The sequence below is a fragment of the Acinetobacter sp. FDAARGOS_494 genome (assembly GCF_003812225.1).
Lineage (GTDB): Bacteria > Pseudomonadota > Gammaproteobacteria > Pseudomonadales > Moraxellaceae > Acinetobacter > Acinetobacter baumannii.
Genome location: NZ_CP033866.1, coordinates 1,395,201 through 1,416,352, shown reverse-complemented (window position 1 = coordinate 1,416,352; position 21,152 = coordinate 1,395,201). Strand labels below are relative to the sequence as shown.

The following is a 21,152-nucleotide window of genomic DNA, read 5'->3' as shown; positions in this document are numbered from 1 at the left end:
TTAAATCGTTTGCAAAAACCAATTTTGTCTATAAGTTGAAAACACAATAAGACGTCTTTGGAAAAACTATGAATATCGCACCTTTTCCATTTCAAATTACAAATTGGGAAGAAATAGAAGTCACTGAATATAGCGGTGAAACAGGAAAAGCTTATTGGAAAACTCAATTTTTTGGTGAAGAAGGAAATAAAATAAGAGTAAGGCTTGTAGAGTACTCGGCAAATTACTTAGCTGATCATTGGTGTGAAAAAGGACACATATTATTTTGCCTAGAAGGCGAGCTAGAAAGTAGATTGAAAGACGGAAGAACATTTACTTTAACTTCAGGCATGAGTTATCAAGTAGGGGATAACTCGGAGCCACATCAGTCTTATAGCTTGAATGGTGCGAAGTTACTTATCGTTGATTAGACTTATACAAAGAACACATCAAATGAGGGATAGAAATTTCTATCCCTCATTAAACATTTTAATTTGCTAAAGCTGTCATTGTATTAACCAAGCTTGTAATACCTGCATAGATATCTTTTAAGTTAGCTTGATCATCCATATAGGCAGGGGTGGTAACAAATAAATTTTGTTTATCGACCACACAGCTTGAGGTTTGACAAACATGGTGAATTGAACCGGTTTTTTCAATTTCCTTAGCAATGTTAAGGTCAGATCCTAACGTAATAGTTGGGTGTAACTCTCCAAACGTAAGTGCCAAGAGTGCAGGGGAAATACAGATTGCCCCAATTGGTTTCTTGCTCTGATGAAACGCTTTTAAAATTGAAGCCACTGTACCATGTACTCTCGCTTCTGCTCCTTTAAAGGCAAAAGTTGATAAATTTTTAGCGACACCAAAACCACCCGGCAAAATAAGACCATCAAATTCATTTTCATTAAGTTGATCGAGTGAGGAAATTTTACCTCGGGCAATTCGTCCTGCTTCTTGCAAAATATTTCTCCGCTCAGTCATGTTTATTTCGCCACTCACATGGTCAATGACATGAAACAAAGGCTCATCAGGTGCAAAAATTTGATATTCAATATTGACTGTATCTAAAGCTAATAGGGTTAAAACAGACTCTCTAATTTCAGAACCATCTAAATAACCACAACCCGATAAAATTACTGCTACTTTTTTCATTTGCTTGCTTAAGAACCTTTTTTAAATGTGCAAAAGATCTTAAGTTTTCTTCTAAAAGTTTTTTATACGCAGATTTGCCATATATTCGCCCTAAGTGAGCATTTTGGTTTTACGTAGTTCACGTGGGGTAATTCCAAACAAATTTTTAAATTGTTCAGTAAATCGAGATTGGGATTGATAGCCACATTCAAAAGCAATATTTCCAATGCTGTTATTGGTGGTTTGAATAAGATGCAGTCCATGGCCTAGTCGAACTCTATTGCGAATATCTTGAATGCTATTTCCTTCACTTTTCAGTTTTCTTCTTAACGTTGATGAACTCATAAAAAGTTGAGCAGCGATAAATTCAGCGGTGAGTTCTGTAGACAAATGATAGGAAATCAAAGTCTGAACTCTTTCACTCAAGCTTTTATTCATGTTGAGTTTAGCGATGGCGGTATAGCCCGAATAATAAATAAGTTCTAAAAGCTCTCTTTTTCTAAATTTAAATGCAGAAGGTGGGGCAACTAAAGAGAAATCTATAAATTGATGCAGGGCACTTTCTAAAAGAGGATTCAGCTGGCCTTGAACATAGTTTTGAGAAGTACCCGTGTTTTGAGGCAAGTCATTAAAATCTTCAAAATCAAACTCGATAAGAAGAGCGAAATATTCTTCTTGATCTGGAATATTACGCATATCAATGCTGGAGCTGTTGGCTAAAAAAATAAAAGAACCAGCAACACACTTAATATTTTCAGTTTTTCCAAGTTCTTTAAATCCACTTAATACAATTATGAGTAAGGGTTTAGAAATCGGAACGTTTGTGATTTTTTGCTCTTGGTAAGCTGAATAGACGGCAAAAGGCAGGTTTAAGTTGCTATGCACGACTAGGCTTTTTTTAGCTAAAGAAATAAGATTCTTCATTGAATTTAAATATTTACTTAAATTTAGGTGTTGTGATGGATATAAAAATTATCAATATTTTTTTGGCTATTTTTAATATTTTAGCCAATAAAAAAGCTTAAACCCATTAAGTTTAAGCTTCTTTAAATTTGAATTCTGGCGGTGAGAGAGGGATTCGAACCCTCGATACGCGTAAACGTATACACACTTTCCAGGCGTGCTCCTTCAGCCACTCGGACACCTCACCAAGGCGTGCGATAGTAACTAAAAAAACGAGTCCTGCCAAGATTTAAGACGAGCTTTACAGAAAAAAAATAATAGAGGTGATAAGATTGCGCTAAAAATCATATTGGTTTAATTACACAATGCAAAATACGGCCAAAAAAGCGACCTTGCCTGCCACGGCTTTGGCAGCTCTTGGAGTGGTCTTTGGAGACATCGGAACAAGTCCGCTCTATGCCTTGAAAGAGTCCTTCCATGCAGCGCATGGGTTGGGAATTCAGCCTGAAAACGTATTAGGAATTTTATCCATTATTTTTTGGTGCTTAATGCTGATTATTAGCATCAAGTATGTCGCAATCGTGATGCGTGCAGACAACAATGGCGAAGGCGGTATCATGGCCTTACTCGCGTTGAATTTGCGTAAAGCGAAAATTGCCGACAACAAAAAAATCTACATGATTGCGATAGGCTTTATAGGGGCATCACTGTTCTTTGGTGACGGCATTATTACCCCAGCCATTTCGGTATTGTCTGCGGTCGAGGGGTTGTCTATTGCAACCGATGTGTTTGACCCGTTCATTATGCCTATTGCAATTGCCATTATCGTCACGCTGTTTTTGGTGCAAAAGCACGGTACGGCGTTTGTAGGTAAGTTTTTTGGTCCAATTACGCTTGTGTGGTTCTTATCTTTAGGAATCTTGGGTATTCACAGTGTCATCCAAACCCCTGTGGTACTAGGCATGTTTAGTCCGCATTGGGCGATCCAGTTTATCTATCACCATCCGATCATGACATTTTTTGTGATGGGTGCTGTGGTGTTAACAGTGACTGGTGGTGAAGCGCTATATGCCGATATGGGACATTTCGGACCAGTTCCGATTCGTCTGGCATGGTTCTTTGTGGTATTGCCATGCTTGGTTTTAAACTACGCAGGACAGGGCGCATTATTACTCAGAGACCCAGCGGCAATTGAAAACCCGTTCTATTTACTGGTGCCGCAGTGGGCCTTGTACCCAATGATTATTATGGCAACCATGGCAACTGTCATTGCCTCTCAAGCTGTAATTTCTGGGGTGTTTTCTCTTGCGCGCCAAGCGATTCAATTGGGTTATTTACCACGTTTAAGTATTAAACATACGTCTGAGTCCGAAGAAGGTCAGATTTATGTACCTTTCTTAAACTGGTTACTTTTAATCGCAATTATTATCTTAATTTTAATCTTCAAAACCAGCTCGAATTTGGCAAGTGCATACGGTTTGGCCGTAACTTTGACCATGCTCTGTGACACGATTTTGGTTGCCGTGTTTATCTACTCGGCGTGGAAGTGGAGTTTGCCAAAAGTGCTTCTCCTGATTATTCCGTTCTTTATTTTAGAGTCGGTATTGGTCGGTGCAACTTCACTTAAAATCTTGTCGGGCGGTTGGGTGCCATTATTGATTGGTGCGATTGCGGTGACTATTTTAATGACATGGAAACGTGGCCGTGAGCTTACTTTTGCTAAGCTTGAACACGATACTTTGTCACTCGATTTGTTTGTAAAAAGTATTGGTAATAGTGTGCACTGGGTGCCGGGCGATGCTGTATTTATGACGGGTACGCCAAATGTTGTGCCACATGCCATGCTGCATAATATTAAGCACAATAAGGTACTGCATCAGCGTAATATCTTGGTCACTGTAGTGATTGAAGATGTACCGTTTGTTGCACCTGAAGAGCGTATTACGACAGAAACCTTAGCCGAACATTTCTTCCGTATTAAAATTTTCTACGGCTTTAAAGATGAAATGAATGTGCCGAAAGCATTAATGCAAGCCTATGAACAATTAGGCCTTGAATATGACTTGATGCATATCAGCTTCTTTATTTCGCGTGATCGTATTGTTCATTCTGTGGGAGACGGCATGTCGCCATGGAGAGAAAAGCTGTTTATTTCAATGCAGCGTAATACCAGTCCGGTCAGTGATTTCTATCAAATTCCAACTAACCGTGTGGTTGAGTTAGGTAGCCAAATCGAAATATAAAATTTGATGTAATAAAAAAACCAAGACATATGTCTTGGTTTTTTTATGGCTTTGATTATTGAGCTTGTGGCATAGGTGCATCTGCTGGTAACGCCCCATCTTTTGCCATTGGGTCTGCTGACTGGTTCGGGTTAGCAGCTGGCGGTGGAGTGTTCGGATCTTGTGGCGCTGGAGCCGCTTGATTCGGTGCAGGTGGCACTGCATCAGTAGGTGCAGCTGGAGGAGCCATTTCACCGCCCGCTGGAGGTGCTGGTGGAACATCTGCCGGAATAGGAGCACCGGTAGGCGCTGCGCTTGTTGGTGCAGCAGAAACTTGCTGTACTTGTCCGCTATTGACCAAATCGCTAATAGAACCTGGTTGGCCGTTGACGGTTGTAGTCACTTTTACTTTAGATAAGCTTTCTAAAGTATCACCTGGCTGGACTGCTGGTTCAGCCAAAGCAGCCATACTACACAATCCTGTGATTACGCCAATACCAATAATCTTTGAATGGATCATTAAATGGACTCCGATTATATTTTTATCCAAATTTGTGGAGCTAACCATGTCATAAGCTATAAGTGCATTTCAACGAAAGATACGCAATTGGCGCAATTCAATAGCCAAAGGCTCTCATAATGCCAACAGACTGTTACGTAAAACCGATTAGAGTTACAAAAAAGATGACCACGTTTTAACCATTTGAAAGATAAGCGATATACTTAAAAAAGCAGGATTGTTAAGCTGCGTGTGGACAGTGGTATTGATAGAAACATGGCAAGTAAAAAACGTAGTAAAGGTACAAATTCATTTTCTCTAAGTGAGCATTTTGGCAAGATTATTCTTGCATGTATTGCAGCTGGAAGCTTTGCAATTGCTTTCGGCAGTGAAAAGATTTCACAGTGGTTTTCGCCTTTAAGTACTAACTCGACTTGTCTTAACCAGTTTTATCGTGAAGTTCCGCCTGCGTTAAATAAAGAAAGCTTAAAAAAAGACAGCTATCCGCTGTGCTTTAACGGTTTTAATGTCCTCTATTCAGGCATTTCTAAAACACCATTATGGTCGGCCGAGCATTTAGATGCAGAACGTTTAAGTGTCAAAATTAAACGTGAAGATAACTTCCATGAAGAAACGCGTGTTCCTCAAAAGCATCGGGCACTTTTAAGTGACTACCGTGGTTCAGGGTATGACCGTGGTCATATGGCACCGAATGGCGATATGCCAAATAAAGAATCACAGTCTGATAGTTTCTCGCTCAGCAACATGGTGCCGCAAGCGCCTAAAAATAACCAAGAAGTCTGGCGTAAACTTGAAGAAGCAACCCGTGCTATTGTCACCAAGCAAAAACAAGATGTATATGTCGTGACAGGACCTGTTTTTGAGGGTAAACGTCTCAAAACGATTGGGCAGGGTGTGATTGTACCTACCGCAGTTTATAAAGCGGTGTATATGCCAAAAACTGGCGCTATTGGGGCTTACTACGCACCTAACAATAACTCGCAGCAAGTGAAGGTAGTGAGTGTTTGTTATATAGAAGAAAAGCTTGGTATTAACTTATTTCCACAGCTTACAGAACAGCAAAAACGTAACGTTTATCGCTTACCGTTAACTGCTAGCCAAGTTAAACCTAACCAAAAGCTCGACTATTTGCATTGGGATGGTGAAAGCCAGTGCGAACAAGACCTAAGCGCAGAACAAATTCAAGCGTTACAAGACCAATTTAAAAAGCAAAAAACTGGTTCTTCTGAACCGATGGAAGCAAAAGTTCCAAGTATTGATGAAGAAACTAGAAATGCCATTGTGAAACAATTGGTTGAAGCCTTGGTGAACTATTTCTTGCAGATAATGAAATAAGACGCTTCTAGCACTGTTGTGAAGGCTGAAACGATACAATAAGATGAACAGACAGATCTGTCTGTTCATCTATTTATTCGAATAAGGATAATAATAATGTTTGCCTCGATGTTTCTTTTTTCTTTTGCAATGTCGATTACACCCGGTCCCGTCAATACAGTTATTTTATCGACCAGTTTAAATCATGGTTTAAAAAGATCACTTCCCTATATTTCAGGTGCCACCATTGGCTTTACCTTACTTTTGATTTTTATGGCCTTTGGTCTTCAAAGTGTATTAACTCAATTTCCAGTTGTCTTAAAAATTCTTGCAGTTTGTGGAACGCTCTTTGTGTGCTATATCGGCATAAAAATTATTCTTTCTGCTGCCAATATTTCAATTTCAAGTGCACCTGTAGGGCACATGCTTATTCCCAATTTTAAAGATGGTTTCTTATTACAGTGGCTTAACCCAAAAGCGTGGTTGGCTTGTGTGTCGGGTATTACCATGTTTACTAGCATTGAAAACCCGCAGTCGTTGCCGATCTTTATTATTATTTATTTCTTCACATGCTATGCATGCTTGTTCTTTTGGGGACTATGTGGCGATAAATTTTCAGTGGTACTGAATCAGGGCAACCGTTTGAAATATTTTAATATCCTGATGGGCGCCTTCTTAATTTTGTCGGCACTTTTAATTTTGATTGATTTTTTTTAAATTGGTCGTATTACACTGTGAAGATATAACAACGAGATAACAGCTATGTTTAAGCCATTTGAAAAGGGTACTGAGTCTTCTTCAATTGAAGATTTAACATTAGAAAATGATGTCGATTGCGTGAGTATTTATGGCAATTTGCAAATCACTAAAGACAAAGTCGGGTTAGAGCAGGCAAAGGCATTGCAGAGTTTTTTAAACGATATAGTTGCAGCTTTGGAAAAAGAAGAATTGCCTGAGAAAATTGAACGTCCAGCTGAACAAGAAATTAATAATCCGTTTTTGTAATAAATATATTTTACTCAATTTGCTATCGCGACGGCGGCACGGATGCCGCCTGTTTCACTGCGTTACATGGAAGTAACGTCAGTGAAACGAATGAGTTTTGTCACTTTTGCTCACTCAAAAGCGAGGCATTACCTATATAACTACAACTTGAGTGACCGTGGTATTTGCGGTTGTGCAGTTAATCCTTATCCCCAGCAACTACCTTATAAATAATCGCCCCAATCACAGCCCCTAAAATCGGTGCTACCCAGAACAACCACAACTGACTTAAAGCAGCCGTTTCAGCAAAGAACGCAACACCTGTACTACGTGCTGGGTTTACCGATGTGTTCGTAACCGGAATACTGATTAAGTGAATGAGTGTTAAGCCTAAACCAATCGCGATAGGAGCGAAGCCAGCAGGCGCACGGCGGTCAGTTGCTCCTAAAATAATGATTAAGAAGAAAGCAGTAAGAACCACTTCAATAATGAAAGCAGAACCTAAACCAAATTTATTTGGTGATAAGTCACCAAAACCATTGGTTGCAAACCCGCCAACACCACTAAAGCCTGCTTGGCCTTGAGCAATAATATAAAGAACAAATGCAGCAGCAGTCGCACCAACCACTTGCGCAACAATATACGGAATTAAATCTTTAACATCGAAGCGGCCACCGACCCAAAGGCCAACACTTACCGCGGGATTGAAATGTCCACCTGAGATATGCCCTAGAGCATAAGCACCTGTGAGTACGGTTAAACCAAAGGCAAGGGCTACACCTGCAAAGCCAATACCAAGTTCAGGGAAAGCTGCGGCTAAAACTGCGCTACCACAACCACCAAAGACTAGCCAAAACGTACCTAAGAATTCAGCAAAATATTTATTCATTGTGATTACTCATCTATTGATCTATTTTTTAATTAATGTGAAATACGTCACAAAAAATTAAGCATGTGACTATATGAAATTTTTGTTTTCAGTGTTGTTTTAATCAAGAAAAGATTTGTAAGTTTTGGTTGGTTATTCTTTGTTTAAAAATTGATCTCTCCACTGTTGTGGTGTTTGTTTGGTCCAATGTTTAAATGCTCTTTGGAAGGCACTTTGTTCTGAATAACAAAGTAAAAGCGCAATCTCTTGTAGGCTCAAATGCGGATCTTTTAAATATTCGGTTGCTAGCATAAACCGCACTTGTTGAACGCGCTCTTGAAAGGTGGTGTTTTGTTGTTGTAAATGTCTTTGGAGCTGTCGAACCGATAGGCCTAATTGAGCTGCAATATATTCAATTTGATACTGATTCTTTTGCAGACCAGTCAAAATTGAATGCTGTAAACGCTGATCGAGTTGGGTTGAATTGGGTAACTGTTCTAAAAGTGCTTGAGCCTGCTGAACTAATAGCTGCTGTAAGGTGTGGTCTGCACTACTAAGCGGCTTGTGAATTTCGGTAATGGGTATAAGTAACTCTGTACGGGGCTGGCTAAAACGAACGGGACATTGAAAGTACTGCTCGTAAACTCTGATATTTTTAGGGGCAGCATTTAAGAAACGTACTTCATGTAACTGCACATCTTCATGAGACATAAAAAGACGTAAGAATTGAATCACCAGTGCAATCGCGATTTCATCGGTAAGCTGGGTAGGGTGTAACTCTGGTGCCTCCCAACGAATAGAACCATATCTCCCTTGTAGCTCAACCACTAATGGGCTCCCGTCATAAATCAGACGGTGAAAGTCATGGTAACGAATTAAGGCTTCACCTAAGTTATCGCAAGAAAGAGCAAGGTAGGCAATAATGCCTAAATGTTTGGGTTGTACATATTTGGCAATTTCTAGCCCTAAACCCGGCTTCGGGTCTAGTTTATAAATCACTTCTAATAGGTCGCGCCAAACCACATAGTCAAAGCGTTCCAGATTTTGGATTTGTTCTAATTGTTCAGGAATAGCTAACTCATTGGCTTCGCAATAAGCTTTTAATAAGTGCCCCAGTCCTCCATATACCGAGCCTGTATAATTTTTTAATTGTGGCATCCTTGACCACCTCTTTCTTGTCGTGATTTGTCAATGAAACCATAAATTCTGGTCAATACCTAGCATAACGAATTTTATATGCTGAATAAAAAGAAAAAGGAGTAAAGCGATGTTAAAAGGGTTTATTGCCGGAATTGCAGTTGCCAATGCATTTGAATGGGTGGCACACAAATATATTTTGCATGGTGTGCACCGTGCCGGACAACCGCGCTATAGCCCAGTGCCGAAAAGTATGGAGTCGCATTGGGCACACCATCGTGAAGTCCGTAAACAACAGTTTCATGATGATTGTTATGTTGAGGGCGTTGGAAACTGGCGAACCAAAAATGAGTTAATTTCACTTGCCGTGGTGGCAACCGTTTCAAGTGCAATTTTCTACCCCTTTTCAAAAGGTATGGCACTTGCAGCTTGGTACAGTGCTGGTAATTATTACTATATTCATCGCCGTGCACATTTAGAGCCTGACTGGGCAAAGCGTAAAATTCCGTGGCATTACGACCACCATATGAACTCTAACCAAGATGCTAATTGGTGTGTGACCAAACCTTGGTTTGACTATGTAATGGGAACACGTGTGGTGTCTTCGGCAGATTTAAAAGAACAAAATCCTTTGGGGATACGGTTACCTACTGCGCTTGCTAGGCCACTCTCTCAAGCTGTAGAAAAAATCTTTCCAGCAAAATGGGTCGAGAAAAAAGAACAGCCTAAACTTGTTAGTGATGTAAATGCGATAGAAGGTGCTGCATAAAAAATTAAAGGGGCATATTGCCCCTTTAAATATAAATAAGCTTACAAGCGCATTTCGATACCTTGTTCAGCCAAATATTGTTTAGCTTCTGGAATCGTATATTGGCCAAAGTGGAAAATACTTGCTGCCAATACTGCATCGGCGCCACCCTGTAAAATACCATCTGCAAGGTGTTGTAAGTTACCTACACCGCCTGAGGCAATCGTTGGAATGGTCACGCGGTCATTAATAGCACGCATTAACGCAATATCGTAACCTGCTTTAGTACCGTCGGCATCCATACTGGTAATGAGTAACTCGCCCGCACCGTAGTCAGCCATTTTTACAGCCCATTCAATGGCATCAATACCCGTTGGTTTACGGCCACCGTGAGTAAAGATTTCCCATTTGTTGTCACCAGTTTTTTTGGCATCGATCGCAACCACAATACATTGTGCGCCAAAGTGCTGAGAAGCTTCTTGAACAAATTCAGGGTTAAATACGGCAGCCGAGTTAATACTCACTTTATCTGCACCTGCATTTAATAATGCGCGAATATCTTCAACCTTACGTACACCACCACCGACAGTTAATGGCACAAATACAGTCTCGGCCATACGTTCAACAGTACGGTAAGTGGTATCGCGTCCATGATGTGTAGCGGTAATGTCTAAGAAAGTAATTTCGTCTGCACCTTGTTCGTTATAGCGTCGTGCCACTTCAACAGGGTCGCCCGCATCACGAATATCGAGGAATTGAACGCCTTTAACTACGCGTCCGTTATCAACGTCTAGGCAAGGAATAATACGTTTAGCAAGCATAGCTTTTTCCAAAAATAATCGCCGTTGGTGAAAGTTCCTACACAGGCGCTACACCTTCATGGAGGGAAGAGGTATTCTATCAAACTTCACAGATGTTTTTTGCAGGTTTTCCATGTCGGTTTATACCCCGTTGAGTTTAGATGAAGTTCGCACCTTTGCTGCACCTTATGGATTAGAGGTGTTGGAGCTGAACCCAATTCAGGGAGGTATTCAAAACACCAATTATTTTCTGGTTGATGTAAACCGCAAACAATATGTACTCACCGTGTTTGAAGAGTTAGATGCACAAGGTGCAGGCGAGCTTATTCCTGTGCTTGAGCAATTAGGTACTCATGATGTACCCGTTGCTGTGCCATTAAAGCACAGCGGCCAAGCGGTTCACTTCATTGCGGGTAAGCCTGCACAAATTGCACCACGTTTAATGGGACACCATCCCATGCAAACGACAGTAGCCCAAGTTGCTGCAATTGCAGATGCACAGGCGAAGCTACATGTAGCTTTACAAGATTTTCCGCTTGAACGCGAATATCGCCGTGATCATCAATACTGGACAGGTGTTGCAGAGCAGCTTAAACCAAATATGACTCAAGATGACCAAACGTTACTTGAGCAGGTTTATCAAGCCTTTAATGCGAAAACAGCGCAGTATTCAAATCGACCGACAGGTTTTATTCACTCAGATTTGTTCCGTGACAATACTTTGTTTGAAGGCGAGCAACTACAAGGTATTCTAGATTTTTACGAGTTAAATCAAGATGAGTTGCTGTTTGATATTGCGATTACCATTAATGATTTTTGTACCGAATATCCAGCAGCGCATTTAAACTCAGACAAAGTCGACGCTTATTTAGAGGCATACCAAAAAGTTCGTGCGCTGACTTCAGATGAACTTGAATGTTTAGATGTATTCTTGGCAATGGCGGCTTGCCGTTTTTGGTCAATGCGTTTGCAAGTTGCTCAAAAAAATAAAGAAGAAGGACGTACTGGCGATGACATCTTGCAAAAAGACCCGCAAGAAATGCGAGCAATGATGCAAGACCGTTTAAGCCATGTAAAAGCATAAAAGGGAATAAAGATGCGAGATCAGGGGCGTTTAGTCGAATGGTTCGACGAAAAGGGTTATGGCTTTATTCAGCCGGATGATGCTGAAAAAGAGCGAGTCTTTTTGCATATCAAAGATTTTGCACGCCCCGGACCTCGGCCAATTATTGGTTGTGCACTGGAATATCTGGTAATCCTTGATGAACGAGGCCGTTTTCGTGCTCAGCAGGTCACTTATTTAAAGGCATCTCAAACCCGTAAGGCTTTAAAACCTGCAAAAACACAATCTTCTTTTCAGGCCAGCCCATGGTCTGCTATGCAAATGGGAATTGTGTTTTATTTCGTTTTAATGGGCATTATGAGTTTTATTCATATTTTGCCGGCTTATACCTTATTGTTTGTCTTAATGATGAATGTGTTGAGTTACTGGCTATATTCACAAGATAAAGAAGCAGCGCAATTGGGCAATCGCCGTGTTCCTGAGCAGACTTTGCACATTGTCAGTTTCTTAGGGGGATGGCCAGCTGCGTGGTGGGCACAACAAAAACTGAGACATAAAACACAAAAACAACCATTTCGTAAGATTTATTTTTGTACCATATTCTTTCATTTACTTTTGATTTTGTGGCTAATTTCTCCTTTAAACGTTTTGCGGGGATCATAAAAGTAAATTGTTTTATTAAACTTGAGAGGTATAAAAATGAATAGTTCTATCGACCAAGATCCAAATCGTACTTTAACACTTATTTTATATGTACTTTATATTGTTGCCATTTTTACAGGCGGCTTACTTGCGATTATTGCTTTAATTATTAACTATGTAAAACGCTCTGATGTGCAAGGTTCAATTTTTGCGAGCCACTTTACATGGCAAATCAGAACATTCTGGTGGTACTTGGCTTGGAATATTATTGCCTTTTTGCCGTTTATTTTCTTGTTCTTCACGGGTGAAAATACCGATTTATTTGCAGGCGTTGCTATTTCATCGACTGTATTCTGTGTGGGTGTTATCGCGGCAGCATGGATCTGGATTGTATATCGTGCAATTCGTGGCTTGATTGCGCTAAATGATAACCGTCCGATGTATCAACCTTAATAAATAAAAAAGAGAGCGTTAAGCTCTCTTTTTTATTCTCGAACTCTTTTGTTTTTCTTAATAGGCAGCTTAATTTTTAACTCACTGACTAAAACACCTAACACCACTAAAGCACCCCCAAAAAGGGCAATAACTGGTAAACGCTCACCTGCAATTCGACCAATAATGCCTGCCCAAACAGGTTCTCCTGCATAGATAATTGCAGCACGCGAAGGGTCAACCACACGTTGAGCCCAGTTCATTACAAATTGAATGAGTGCACTTGCTAAGCCTAATGCGACAGCAATGAGTACTAGAGGCCATGAAAATGCTGGAATTGTATGTTCACCTACTATAGGCATAATGGCAAAAGAAAGTAGAGAGGCGACACCAAGTTGAATAATGGTGACGCGACGCAAATTTACCTTTCCAGCAAAGTAGCTAATAAAAATAATTTCTAAGGCAATCGCAATGGCGCCGAGCACTGTTAAAAGCTGTCCAAAATTCAAGGAAATTTGCTTAAAACCATTACCCGTCAATAAAACAAGGCCAGTAAAAGCAAGAGCTGCTCCCACCCAAGTCATGATATGTGGAGTTTTTCTAAATATGAGCCACATTAAAATAGGAACAAGCGGAACATAAAGCGCCGTTAAAAAAGCTGATTCACTACTCGGAATAGTTTGCAGGCCGATTGTCTGCGTGCCATAGCCAGCTGCAATGACAAGGCCAATTACACTGCCAGCGCCCAAGTCTTTTAATGTAACGCCTTTCATGCTCTTTAATGAAATAAGTAATAGCGTTAAGGCAGCTACGGCAAAACGGCAGCCGACAAAAAACATAGGTGATGAAAAATTCAGTGCGTACTGCACAGTAAGAAATGTTCCACCCCAAATGACCGTAATCAAAATGAGAGCTAATTGAGGAACTTTGCTTGAACTCAGATAAGTTGGTGACATACTCAAACTAAAGGGAATTGTGCAATATACTGCACATATTGCGCTATTCTTCTGTTTTGTGCAATATATTGCTCAAATTTTCTTTATTCATCTATTTTATGAGCCAGTCGAGTAGCGTTTTACAACATGTAGGCACAAATATCCGTTCATTAAGAGATGAGCGCAGTTTAAGCCAACAGGACTTGGCTGATCGGGCAGGTGTAAGTAGACGTACCATTGCTGCTTTGGAAACAGGCCAAGTCAACATTAGCTTAGCTAAACTCGATGCGATTGCGGCAGTGTTGGGAGTAGATTTTAGAACAATTGTGAGTGCGCCTGAGCTAAAAGAACATGGCCTAGTAAATGCACTCGCTTGGCAAGGTGAAAAGGAAGAAAGCAAAGCAACTTTTCTTGCTTCAGTTCCTTCCCGTTCTCAAGTTGAACTTTGGACATGGTCTTTGGCTGTTGGGGAGTCTTATGTTGCCGAAGCCGATGCCGAAGGATGGCAAGAACTGATTTATGTGTTAGAAGGCGAATTGACCATACAATTTACAGACAGCTCAAAAACCATTGCGGCTGGTTCATCTTTTATTTTTGCCAGTTCAGTGACTTATACCTGTATCAATAGCGGTAGCCAAGTACTTAAATTTATTCGTAATGTGGTTTATTGATTCGAAATATATTTTCATATCAGCAATAAAAAAGAGCCTAAAGCGGCTCTTTTTTACATCTTAAAAATTAAAGACGGTTTTCATCTAACAAAAGCTGAGCTTCACGAAGGTTTAAAGTACCTTCATAAATTGCACGGCCTGTGATCGCGCCTAAAATGCCCGGTTGGCCTTTTAAGTTACGAACGTCATCAAGGTTGGTTACACCACCTGAAGCAATGACTGGTAAGCCTGAGTATTGAGCCAAGTTTACAGTTTGCTCAACATTTACACCTTGCATCATGCCGTCACGCGCAATGTCCGTGTAAACAATGCTAGACACGCCTGCATCTGCAAAGCGTTTTGCTAAATCAGTTGCTTTCACATCAGTAACGTTTGCCCAACCGTCAGTTGCAACCATGCCATTCATGGCATCAATACCGACAATGATGTGGCCTGCAAAACGTTTACAAGCTTCTTCTACAAATTCAGGCTCTTGAACGGCTTTAGTACCGATAATGACAAACGTCACACCAGCTTCCAAATAGTGTTCAATGGTTTCTAATGAGCGGATACCGCCACCAATTTGAATTGGTAATTCTGGCTGAGCTTTTGCAATCGCTTCAACAACAGGTTTATGAATAGGCGTACCTGCGAAAGCACCATTCAAATCGACCAAATGCAAACGTCGTGCGCCTTCATTTACCCAATGCTGGGCAGTTGCAACCGGATCGTCAGAGAAAACGGTATCGTCTTCCATACGCCCTTGTTTTAAACGCACACATTTACCATCTTTCAGGTCAATTGCTGGAATGATTAGCATGCTTTCGCTCCTTGCTTCATCATGTTTATGAAATTGTGCACATCTTAGCAAAGTATTGATCAATCGCTAAGCCTTAGAAAAGACTTTTATAACTTTACCCTTGAAGTGCGGTTTGAATTTTTTCAGAAATATGGATCGGTAATACTTTTCTTTTTTTAAGCTCGAGAAATACCAATAGGGCAGCATAGGCGTCAGCAGCTGCATAACTGATTTGTTGTGAAGTAAGCGGTTTTCGTGCCCAATTTGAAGTTCCAACTTTCTTCGACTTGGCAAGATACTGACCAAGTAATAGTGCTACGGCTTTTTGTACACCCATTTGTTGTTTAAAGCCAAAATGGCTAAAACCTTTAGCAAGGTCAATGCAGCTTTCAAGCTCTATGCCTTTTTTATGAAAAATATGCTTATCATTTTTAAGCCCAAACCCGACTTTAATTTGCTTCTGGTTAGATAAAATGGGCTGCAAGAATTTTAAAGTCGATGAATTGACATGAAATAAATAGGCTTTGTGTTCTGTAGCCAGCTGAATCAAATGCGGGCCAGTTGATACTTCACCTACCTGAAAAGTAGGTTTAGATTCAGAATCAAATCCTAAAAAGGTCGCTGCTTTTAATTCTTCTTCAATAGTTTTGCATTGCTCGCCATTTTCAATCACCACAATATTTTGATGGTTAAGATTTTCAAAAGGAGGGAGCTGCTGAATAGAAGTTTTATCAAGAAGGGCAGAGGCTTCAGACATATTTAACAGCGTACAAATGAATAGGGCTATTCACTTTATATATGAATAAAGCCTAGAGAACTAGGCTTTATGTACATCTTAAAAAATTATTCAGACTGAGATGGGCTACCAATTACAATACTTTCGCTTTTCTCGACATAACCTTCATAGGTTGGAGCCATAATTACGGCAATAACACCAAAAATTAATGCAAGCGGAATAAGCACAATATAAATCCAGCCTAAAACACGCTCCCAGCTTGGCGTTGGACGCTTAGGTCCATAATCATTAGGACCTTCAGTTCCTTTTGCACAGAATAAATAAATGGCAAGGCCAATATTCACGACTGGTACTAGCATCAGTAAAGAGAGCCACCCTGTATTATTGCGGTCATGCAAACGGCGGATGGTAAATACGAAGTTAATATAAATACCGACTATATAAAGAATTGCTATACAGATTAAGCCAGGCGTAGAAAAGTCTGGGGCACCTTCAGGGTTTGTAAAACCAAAAGTAAACATAATAAGTAGAATGGCGGTAACAAGGACTAGCGTAAATAAGAATGTCCAAGCTGCATAAGAGAGTCGTCCAAAACGACCATTTGCCTTAAACGGTGAATTCATTGTGTTTATCCTAATCATTTGATTTTATTTAAAAGTATAAATATTCAATATTTTGTTGAATAAAATATCATTCTATAAATGATTGGTTATTATTATAAATAAAAAAACAGATCAGGCTATCTTGACCTGATCTGTTTTAGTTTTTGAATCGAATTAAATATTCCATTCCACAAAGTTTTTCAGTAACTGCAAACCAGCAGTGTGACTTTTCTCTGGGTGGAATTGAGTCGCGAATAAATTATCTTTGTGAATTGCTGTGCAGAAGTTCACGCCATACTCACATGTAGCAGCCACAAGATTTTCATCTTTAGGTTCAACATAGTAGCTGTGTACAAAGTAGAAGCGAGCATCTTGTTCAATGTTGTTCCACATCGGGTGACTTGGGTCCATTTGATGAACTTGGTTCCAGCCCATGTGTGGGACTTTTAAACCTTCCATTTGAGGAAAGTGTTTTACTACCCCGTCAAAAATACCTAAGGCATCTACACCGCCGTTTTCTTCTGAGCTTTGTAGTAGTGCCTGCATGCCTACGCAAATTGCAAGAACAGGTTTATTAAAAGCTGCTTTGCGTACAACTTCATCAATACCTGCTTCACGCATGCCTTGCATACAGTCACGCATTGCCCCAACACCAGGGAAAACAATTTTATCGGCTTGTGCAATTAATGTTGGATCATTTGTCACATCGACGGTTGCACCTACATATTCAAGTGCTTTAGCGGCTGAGTGCAGATTACCCATGCCATAATCAAGCAATGCGATACGTGTCATTAGAGGCTACCTTTTGTCGATGCAATCGTGTTTTCAGCACGTGGATCAATTTCACATGCCATACGTAAAGCACGAGCTAGTGCTTTAAATACACTCTCGATTTGATGGTGGCTATTTTTACCTTTCAAGTTATCGATGTGTAAGGTCATAAGCGCATGGTTTACGAAACCTTGGAAAAACTCGGAAAATAAATCTACGTCAAAGGTACCAATGCGCGCACGAGTAAATGGAATATCCATAAATAAACCCGGACGACCAGACAAATCTACAACCACACGAGATAAAGCTTCGTCTAATGGCGCGTAAAAATGTCCATAACGACGTAAACCTTTTTTATCACCTAAAGCTTGTGCAAAAGCTTGTCCAAGCGTGATACCGCAGTCTTCTACGGTATGGTGATCATCAATCTCTAAGTCTCCATCACAATGAATATCGATATCAAATAAGCCATGTCGCTTGATTTGATCAATCATATGGTCTAAAAATGGAACTCCGGTGTTTAGTGTGCCTTGACCAGTACCATCGAGATTTAAACGAACTCGAATTTTGGTTTCATTGGTATTTCTAACCACTTCACTGATACGTTGCGTCATGGACACGTTCCTCAAAAAACGTCAAAAATGATTGGATGTTAACGACAATTTCGCTGTGACGAATTCGTGACAGTATCATAGTTTGCTCAGGAGGGTTAATCAATGCCTATTACCGTACATGCTTATAGTTCTCTAGATAATTCAGAGATCCGCGATCAGCTTGAGCGACTGTATGACACAAGTCCGGAGTTTGGTGACGGGCACGATGCGATTGAACAACTTGAACAAGATTTACAACAGTATACCACGCTATACACTGCCGAATTTAACACCAAAATTATAGGTGCAATCTGGTGTTCAGGACAAGGTGAAAGCAAGGTGCTTGAATATATAGTTGTACACCCTGCAAATCGTGGACGCGGAGTAGCAGAGCGTCTAGTTGAAGAAGCTTGTCGTATAGAAGAAGCAAAAGGCGTTAAAATTTTTGAGCCAGGTTGTGGTGCAATTCATCGCTGCTTAGCTCATATTGGTAAATTGCATAGCTAAAAATCTATTTTTACGACACTTGTGATTTAAAATTAAACACTTGTTACAAAAAATGCGGAAGTTGCTTGACGTCCTCCTATAAACATTGTTTAATACGCCCACTTCGGCGTGATAGCTCAGTTGGTAGAGCAACGGATTGAAAATCCGTGTGTCCCCAGTTCGATCCTGGGTCTCGCCACCATTATTTGTGTTTTCAATCCCTGATCCCATCAGGGATTTTTTTTGAGTATAAAAAATACTCATTTAAATCAAAAACTCAGGATAATTGTTGACTATTGTTCTGAGATACGGCTTAATACAGGCCATCGGCGTGATAGCTCAGTTGGTAGAGCAACGGATTGAAAATCCGTGTGTCCCCAGTTCGATCCTGGGTCTCGCCACCATATTCGAAAAAGCCCCATACATTATGTATGGGGCTTTTTTCATGCCTGTTTATTTAATAAAAATATTAAGACCTTACCTGTGTATAAATCTCATTTTATCCACAAGCAAAGAGGGTTATCCCCAATATTGCCTTAACTTTCTAAAAATGGCTCAACTGAAAACTTGTCTCTAATCGTGAGGGCTATCATTAATCAGCCGTTTTCCTAAACACACGGCTTCTACTTCGTCGTAACCGAGTTGTTCGTAAAAGTTCAACACATTCAAATTGTCTTTACGGACGAGTAATTGTAGTTTTGGGCAGCCACGAGCGATGAGGCGCTTCTCAAGCTGCTGAACAAGCGCTGTAGCGATTCCTAGGCGTTGTTGGTGGGGGTGAACAGCCAGATAATTAATCCAGCCTCTATGGCCGTCGTAGCCGCCCATAAGCGTGCCAATCAGTTGCTCATCCTTAATAGCAACGAGGAATAAATCGTCCTGCTGCGAAACTTTCCTGAAAATATCCGTTTCAGGGTTATTCCAAGGGCGAGTTAGGCCACAGCTTTCCCATAGATTGACCACATCATCCAGATCTGCATTTGTAAATTGGCGAATAATGAACATATGGATTTCTACTTTTTGTTTTGATGTATTGAAAAGATAAAATAAAAATTCGAACTTGAGCAGTAGTTTGTGAATAATTTACACAAATAAAAAAGCACCCCCGTAGGAGTGCTTAAATTAGAAGTATGGCTTAAGCTGATTTTGCAACTGGTGTTGGTTGAAGCATTTGGCCTGTTTCTTCGAAGTTTGCATGCCAAGACAATGCTTCACGAAGTAAGTGAGGTGTATGTCCGCCTTTAGCACATGCACGATCAAAGTAGTCATTTAATGCATCACGGTAAAGCGGGTGTACGCAGTTGTCGATAATAGCGCGAGCGCGTTCACGAGGTGCTAAACCACGTAAGTCTGCTAAACCTTGCTCTGTCACTAAAATATCAACGTCGTGTTCACTATGATCAACGTGACTCACCATTGGCACGATAGAAGAAATATCGCCGCCTTTAGCGATTGATTTGGTTACAAAGATTGCCAAGTGCGCATTACGAGCGAAGTCACCTGAACCACCAATACCGTTCATCATTTTAGTACCGCACACGTGAGTTGAGTTCACGTTACCGTAAATATCAAACTCAAGTGCAGTATTAATACCGATAATACCTAAACGACGTACAAGCTCAGGGTGATTAGAAATTTCTTGTGGACGAAGCACTAATTTGTCTTTGTAAGCTTCGATATTACCAAAAACTTTTTCACCACATTTTGCTGAAAGCGTAATTGAACTACCAGAAGCAAATTTCATTTTGCCTGCATCAATTAGTTCAAAAGTACAGTCTTGTAGTACTTCTGAGTACATGATGAGGTCTTCAAAATTAGAATCTTTTAAACCTGTTAGTACAGCGTTTGCAATTGAACCGATCCCTGCTTGGAGTGGACCAAGGTTCTTCGGTAAACGACCTTCAGCCACTTCTTTTTCAAAGAATGCGATAAGGTGATTGGCAATGCCTTGAGTCTCATCATCTGGAGGAGTGACTGTCGATGGAGAGTCATGTGTATCGTTAAAGACAATACCAACAATTTTCGAAGGATCGATTTGGATAGCTGTTGTACCAATACGTTCATCCACTTTTGTTAATGGAATTGGTGTGCGTGTTGGACGGTAAGTTGGAATATAGATATCGTGCAAACCTTCAAAGCTTTCGCTTAAAGAAGTGTTGATTTCAACAATTACTTTTTCGGCAAAAATCGCAAAACTTGCAGAGTTACCAACAGAAGTTGTTGGAATAATGCCACCATCTTCAGTAATCGCAATTGCTTCAATGACCGCAACATCTGGACGTTTAAGTTGCTGGTTACGCATTTGCTCAACAGTTTCTGACAAGTGTTGGTCAATAAACATGACTTCGCCGTTGTTAATTGCGCGGCGCAAAGTGTTATCCACTTGGAATGGCATACGACGAGATAAAACACCTGCTTCCGTGAGTTGTTTGTCTAAGTCATTACCTAAGCTAGCACCCGTAATTAACGTGATTTTTAACGGATTCTTTTTTGCAAGCTCTACAAGTGCTTGTGGAACAGCTTTAGCTTCACCGGCACGAGTAAAACCACTCATACCAACGGTCATTCCATTTTCGATGAATTGCGCAGCTTGTTCAGCACTGATGACCTTGTCATGAAGAGAAGCTAGGCGAATACGACTTAAAGACATTGGACATCCTCAATATTGTCAAAACATACCGGATTTTAGCTATGAAAAAATGAAAAGTGCATAGGTGTTAGGCTAAGGTCTAATTTTTTAAATAAATGTGGGTATAACTTATTTTTATGATTTTTAATATATTGATTATTATTAGCTTTTTTGAGGTTTAAAATAGCGCTTTAAATGTTCAATTGCT

General features: G+C 40.3%; 26 protein-coding genes and 3 tRNA genes. 13 read left to right on the top strand and 16 right to left on the bottom strand.

Annotation, left to right across the window (positions count from 1 at the left end; genetic code table 11):
- The first annotated feature begins 68 nt into the window (after positions 1-68).
- Positions 69-410 carry a DHCW motif cupin fold protein gene (locus EG365_RS06895; RefSeq protein ID WP_001017479.1) on the top strand — a complete coding sequence of 114 codons (342 nt, stop codon included), beginning with the start codon at positions 69-71 and terminating at the stop codon, positions 408-410.
- A 58-nt stretch (positions 411-468) separates the two neighbouring features.
- Here the strand turns inward: EG365_RS06895 and elbB are convergent, their stop codons facing one another.
- The 3 genes from elbB to EG365_RS06880 form a co-directional block, all read right to left on the bottom strand.
- On the bottom strand, positions 469-1,131 hold the full coding sequence (gene elbB / locus EG365_RS06890; protein WP_000754785.1) for an isoprenoid biosynthesis glyoxalase ElbB: 663 nt from the start codon (positions 1,129-1,131) through the stop codon (positions 469-471).
- A gap of 90 nt (positions 1,132-1,221) precedes the next feature.
- Positions 1,222-2,034, bottom strand: coding sequence for a helix-turn-helix transcriptional regulator (locus tag EG365_RS06885; RefSeq protein WP_000793079.1), 813 nt, complete (start codon positions 2,032-2,034; stop codon positions 1,222-1,224).
- A 136-nt stretch (positions 2,035-2,170) separates the two neighbouring features.
- Positions 2,171-2,260: transfer RNA gene (locus EG365_RS06880), tRNA-Ser, on the bottom strand.
- A gap of 118 nt (positions 2,261-2,378) precedes the next feature.
- Here EG365_RS06880 and EG365_RS06875 point away from each other — a divergent pair.
- On the top strand, positions 2,379-4,256 hold the full coding sequence (locus tag EG365_RS06875; protein ID WP_001181667.1) for a potassium transporter Kup: 1,878 nt from the start codon (positions 2,379-2,381) through the stop codon (positions 4,254-4,256).
- A 55-nt stretch (positions 4,257-4,311) separates the two neighbouring features.
- On the opposite strand, the gene EG365_RS06870 is transcribed toward EG365_RS06875, so the two are convergent.
- Positions 4,312-4,755: a hypothetical protein gene (locus EG365_RS06870; RefSeq protein ID WP_000581860.1), complete on the bottom strand. Its 444-nt coding sequence runs from the start codon at positions 4,753-4,755 to the stop codon at positions 4,312-4,314.
- A 255-nt stretch (positions 4,756-5,010) separates the two neighbouring features.
- On the opposite strand from EG365_RS06870, the gene EG365_RS06865 reads away from it, so the two are divergent.
- From EG365_RS06865 to EG365_RS06855, 3 genes are all read left to right on the top strand, one after another.
- The gene (locus tag EG365_RS06865) at positions 5,011-6,090 is read left to right on the top strand and encodes a DNA/RNA non-specific endonuclease (RefSeq protein WP_000157128.1); all 1,080 of its coding nucleotides are present in this window, start codon (positions 5,011-5,013) and stop codon (positions 6,088-6,090) included.
- Positions 6,091-6,186: 96 nt separating this feature from the next.
- Positions 6,187-6,786 carry a LysE family translocator gene (locus tag EG365_RS06860; RefSeq protein WP_000458293.1) on the top strand — a complete coding sequence of 200 codons (600 nt, stop codon included), beginning with the start codon at positions 6,187-6,189 and terminating at the stop codon, positions 6,784-6,786.
- A 45-nt stretch (positions 6,787-6,831) separates the two neighbouring features.
- The gene (locus EG365_RS06855) at positions 6,832-7,074 is read left to right on the top strand and encodes a hypothetical protein (protein ID WP_000476053.1); all 243 of its coding nucleotides are present in this window, start codon (positions 6,832-6,834) and stop codon (positions 7,072-7,074) included.
- A 178-nt stretch (positions 7,075-7,252) separates the two neighbouring features.
- Here the strand turns inward: EG365_RS06855 and aqpZ are convergent, their stop codons facing one another.
- Both aqpZ and EG365_RS06845 read right to left on the bottom strand, forming a co-directional pair.
- Complete coding sequence (aqpZ, locus tag EG365_RS06850; protein ID WP_001045987.1) at positions 7,253-7,942, bottom strand: aquaporin Z; 690 nt, start codon at positions 7,940-7,942, stop codon at positions 7,253-7,255.
- 132 nt (positions 7,943-8,074) lie between these two features.
- Entirely contained in the window at positions 8,075-9,079 is a 1,005-nt protein-coding gene (locus EG365_RS06845) for an AraC family transcriptional regulator (protein WP_001135857.1), read from the bottom strand.
- A 109-nt stretch (positions 9,080-9,188) separates the two neighbouring features.
- On the opposite strand from EG365_RS06845, the gene EG365_RS06840 reads away from it, so the two are divergent.
- Positions 9,189-9,827, top strand: a complete 639-nt coding sequence (locus EG365_RS06840; RefSeq protein ID WP_000911628.1) for a hypothetical protein — start codon at positions 9,189-9,191, stop codon at positions 9,825-9,827.
- 41 nt (positions 9,828-9,868) lie between these two features.
- Here EG365_RS06840 and hisF read toward each other — a convergent pair whose 3' ends face one another.
- Complete coding sequence (gene hisF, locus EG365_RS06835; RefSeq protein ID WP_000880078.1) at positions 9,869-10,627, bottom strand: imidazole glycerol phosphate synthase subunit HisF; 759 nt, start codon at positions 10,625-10,627, stop codon at positions 9,869-9,871.
- Positions 10,628-10,739: 112 nt separating this feature from the next.
- On the opposite strand from hisF, the gene EG365_RS06830 reads away from it, so the two are divergent.
- Genes EG365_RS06830 through EG365_RS06820 form a run of 3 tightly spaced genes read left to right on the top strand, consistent with a single transcriptional unit; the run spans position 10,740 to position 12,764 of the window.
- On the top strand, positions 10,740-11,690 hold the full coding sequence (locus EG365_RS06830) for a homoserine kinase (RefSeq protein WP_000118180.1): 951 nt from the start codon (positions 10,740-10,742) through the stop codon (positions 11,688-11,690).
- Between the two features lie 12 nt (positions 11,691-11,702).
- Entirely contained in the window at positions 11,703-12,332 is a 630-nt protein-coding gene (locus EG365_RS06825) for a DUF1294 domain-containing protein (protein ID WP_001205591.1), read from the top strand.
- Between the two features lie 36 nt (positions 12,333-12,368).
- Entirely contained in the window at positions 12,369-12,764 is a 396-nt protein-coding gene (locus EG365_RS06820; protein WP_001088855.1) for a DUF4870 family protein, read from the top strand.
- A gap of 32 nt (positions 12,765-12,796) precedes the next feature.
- Here EG365_RS06820 and EG365_RS06815 read toward each other — a convergent pair whose 3' ends face one another.
- Positions 12,797-13,699 carry a DMT family transporter gene (locus EG365_RS06815; protein WP_000075487.1) on the bottom strand — a complete coding sequence of 301 codons (903 nt, stop codon included), beginning with the start codon at positions 13,697-13,699 and terminating at the stop codon, positions 12,797-12,799.
- Between the two features lie 98 nt (positions 13,700-13,797).
- Here EG365_RS06815 and EG365_RS06810 point away from each other — a divergent pair, with 98 nt between their 5' ends.
- Complete coding sequence (locus EG365_RS06810) at positions 13,798-14,349, top strand: helix-turn-helix domain-containing protein (protein ID WP_000083603.1); 552 nt, start codon at positions 13,798-13,800, stop codon at positions 14,347-14,349.
- A 67-nt stretch (positions 14,350-14,416) separates the two neighbouring features.
- On the opposite strand, the gene hisA is transcribed toward EG365_RS06810, so the two are convergent.
- The 5 genes from hisA to hisB all read right to left on the bottom strand — a co-directional run bounded on the left by hisA (position 14,417) and on the right by hisB (position 17,850).
- Positions 14,417-15,148 carry a 1-(5-phosphoribosyl)-5-[(5-phosphoribosylamino)methylideneamino]imidazole-4-carboxamide isomerase gene (hisA, locus tag EG365_RS06805; protein WP_000905538.1) on the bottom strand — a complete coding sequence of 244 codons (732 nt, stop codon included), beginning with the start codon at positions 15,146-15,148 and terminating at the stop codon, positions 14,417-14,419.
- Between the two features lie 94 nt (positions 15,149-15,242).
- The gene (locus EG365_RS06800) at positions 15,243-15,884 is read right to left on the bottom strand and encodes a 3'-5' exonuclease (RefSeq protein ID WP_001287554.1); all 642 of its coding nucleotides are present in this window, start codon (positions 15,882-15,884) and stop codon (positions 15,243-15,245) included.
- A gap of 86 nt (positions 15,885-15,970) precedes the next feature.
- Complete coding sequence (locus EG365_RS06795) at positions 15,971-16,504, bottom strand: DUF805 domain-containing protein (protein WP_029641963.1); 534 nt, start codon at positions 16,502-16,504, stop codon at positions 15,971-15,973.
- Positions 16,505-16,639: 135 nt separating this feature from the next.
- Positions 16,640-17,257 carry an imidazole glycerol phosphate synthase subunit HisH gene (gene hisH / locus EG365_RS06790; protein WP_000196734.1) on the bottom strand — a complete coding sequence of 206 codons (618 nt, stop codon included), beginning with the start codon at positions 17,255-17,257 and terminating at the stop codon, positions 16,640-16,642.
- Positions 17,257-17,850, bottom strand: a complete 594-nt coding sequence (gene hisB, locus EG365_RS06785; RefSeq protein ID WP_000194096.1) for an imidazoleglycerol-phosphate dehydratase HisB — start codon at positions 17,848-17,850, stop codon at positions 17,257-17,259. Before hisB ends, hisH begins: the two co-directional genes overlap by 1 nt.
- 102 nt (positions 17,851-17,952) lie before the next feature.
- On the opposite strand from hisB, the gene EG365_RS06780 reads away from it, so the two are divergent.
- From EG365_RS06780 to EG365_RS06770, 3 genes are all read left to right on the top strand, one after another.
- Positions 17,953-18,336: a GNAT family N-acetyltransferase gene (locus tag EG365_RS06780; protein WP_001123235.1), complete on the top strand. Its 384-nt coding sequence runs from the start codon at positions 17,953-17,955 to the stop codon at positions 18,334-18,336.
- A 105-nt stretch (positions 18,337-18,441) separates the two neighbouring features.
- Positions 18,442-18,517 (top strand) — tRNA-Phe (locus EG365_RS06775).
- Between the two features lie 126 nt (positions 18,518-18,643).
- Positions 18,644-18,719, top strand: a tRNA-Phe gene (locus EG365_RS06770).
- A 169-nt stretch (positions 18,720-18,888) separates the two neighbouring features.
- On the opposite strand, the gene EG365_RS06765 is transcribed toward EG365_RS06770, so the two are convergent.
- The 3 genes from EG365_RS06765 to EG365_RS06755 all read right to left on the bottom strand — a co-directional run bounded on the left by EG365_RS06765 (position 18,889) and on the right by EG365_RS06755 (position 21,129).
- Positions 18,889-19,320, bottom strand: coding sequence for a GNAT family acetyltransferase (locus EG365_RS06765; RefSeq protein ID WP_000469965.1), 432 nt, complete (start codon positions 19,318-19,320; stop codon positions 18,889-18,891).
- A 130-nt stretch (positions 19,321-19,450) separates the two neighbouring features.
- Complete coding sequence (locus tag EG365_RS06760) at positions 19,451-20,965, bottom strand: acetyl-CoA hydrolase/transferase family protein (protein ID WP_000059344.1); 1,515 nt, start codon at positions 20,963-20,965, stop codon at positions 19,451-19,453.
- A gap of 35 nt (positions 20,966-21,000) precedes the next feature.
- Positions 21,001-21,129: a hypothetical protein gene (locus EG365_RS06755; protein ID WP_085940424.1), complete on the bottom strand. Its 129-nt coding sequence runs from the start codon at positions 21,127-21,129 to the stop codon at positions 21,001-21,003.
- Between the last annotated feature and the right edge of the window lie 23 nt (positions 21,130-21,152).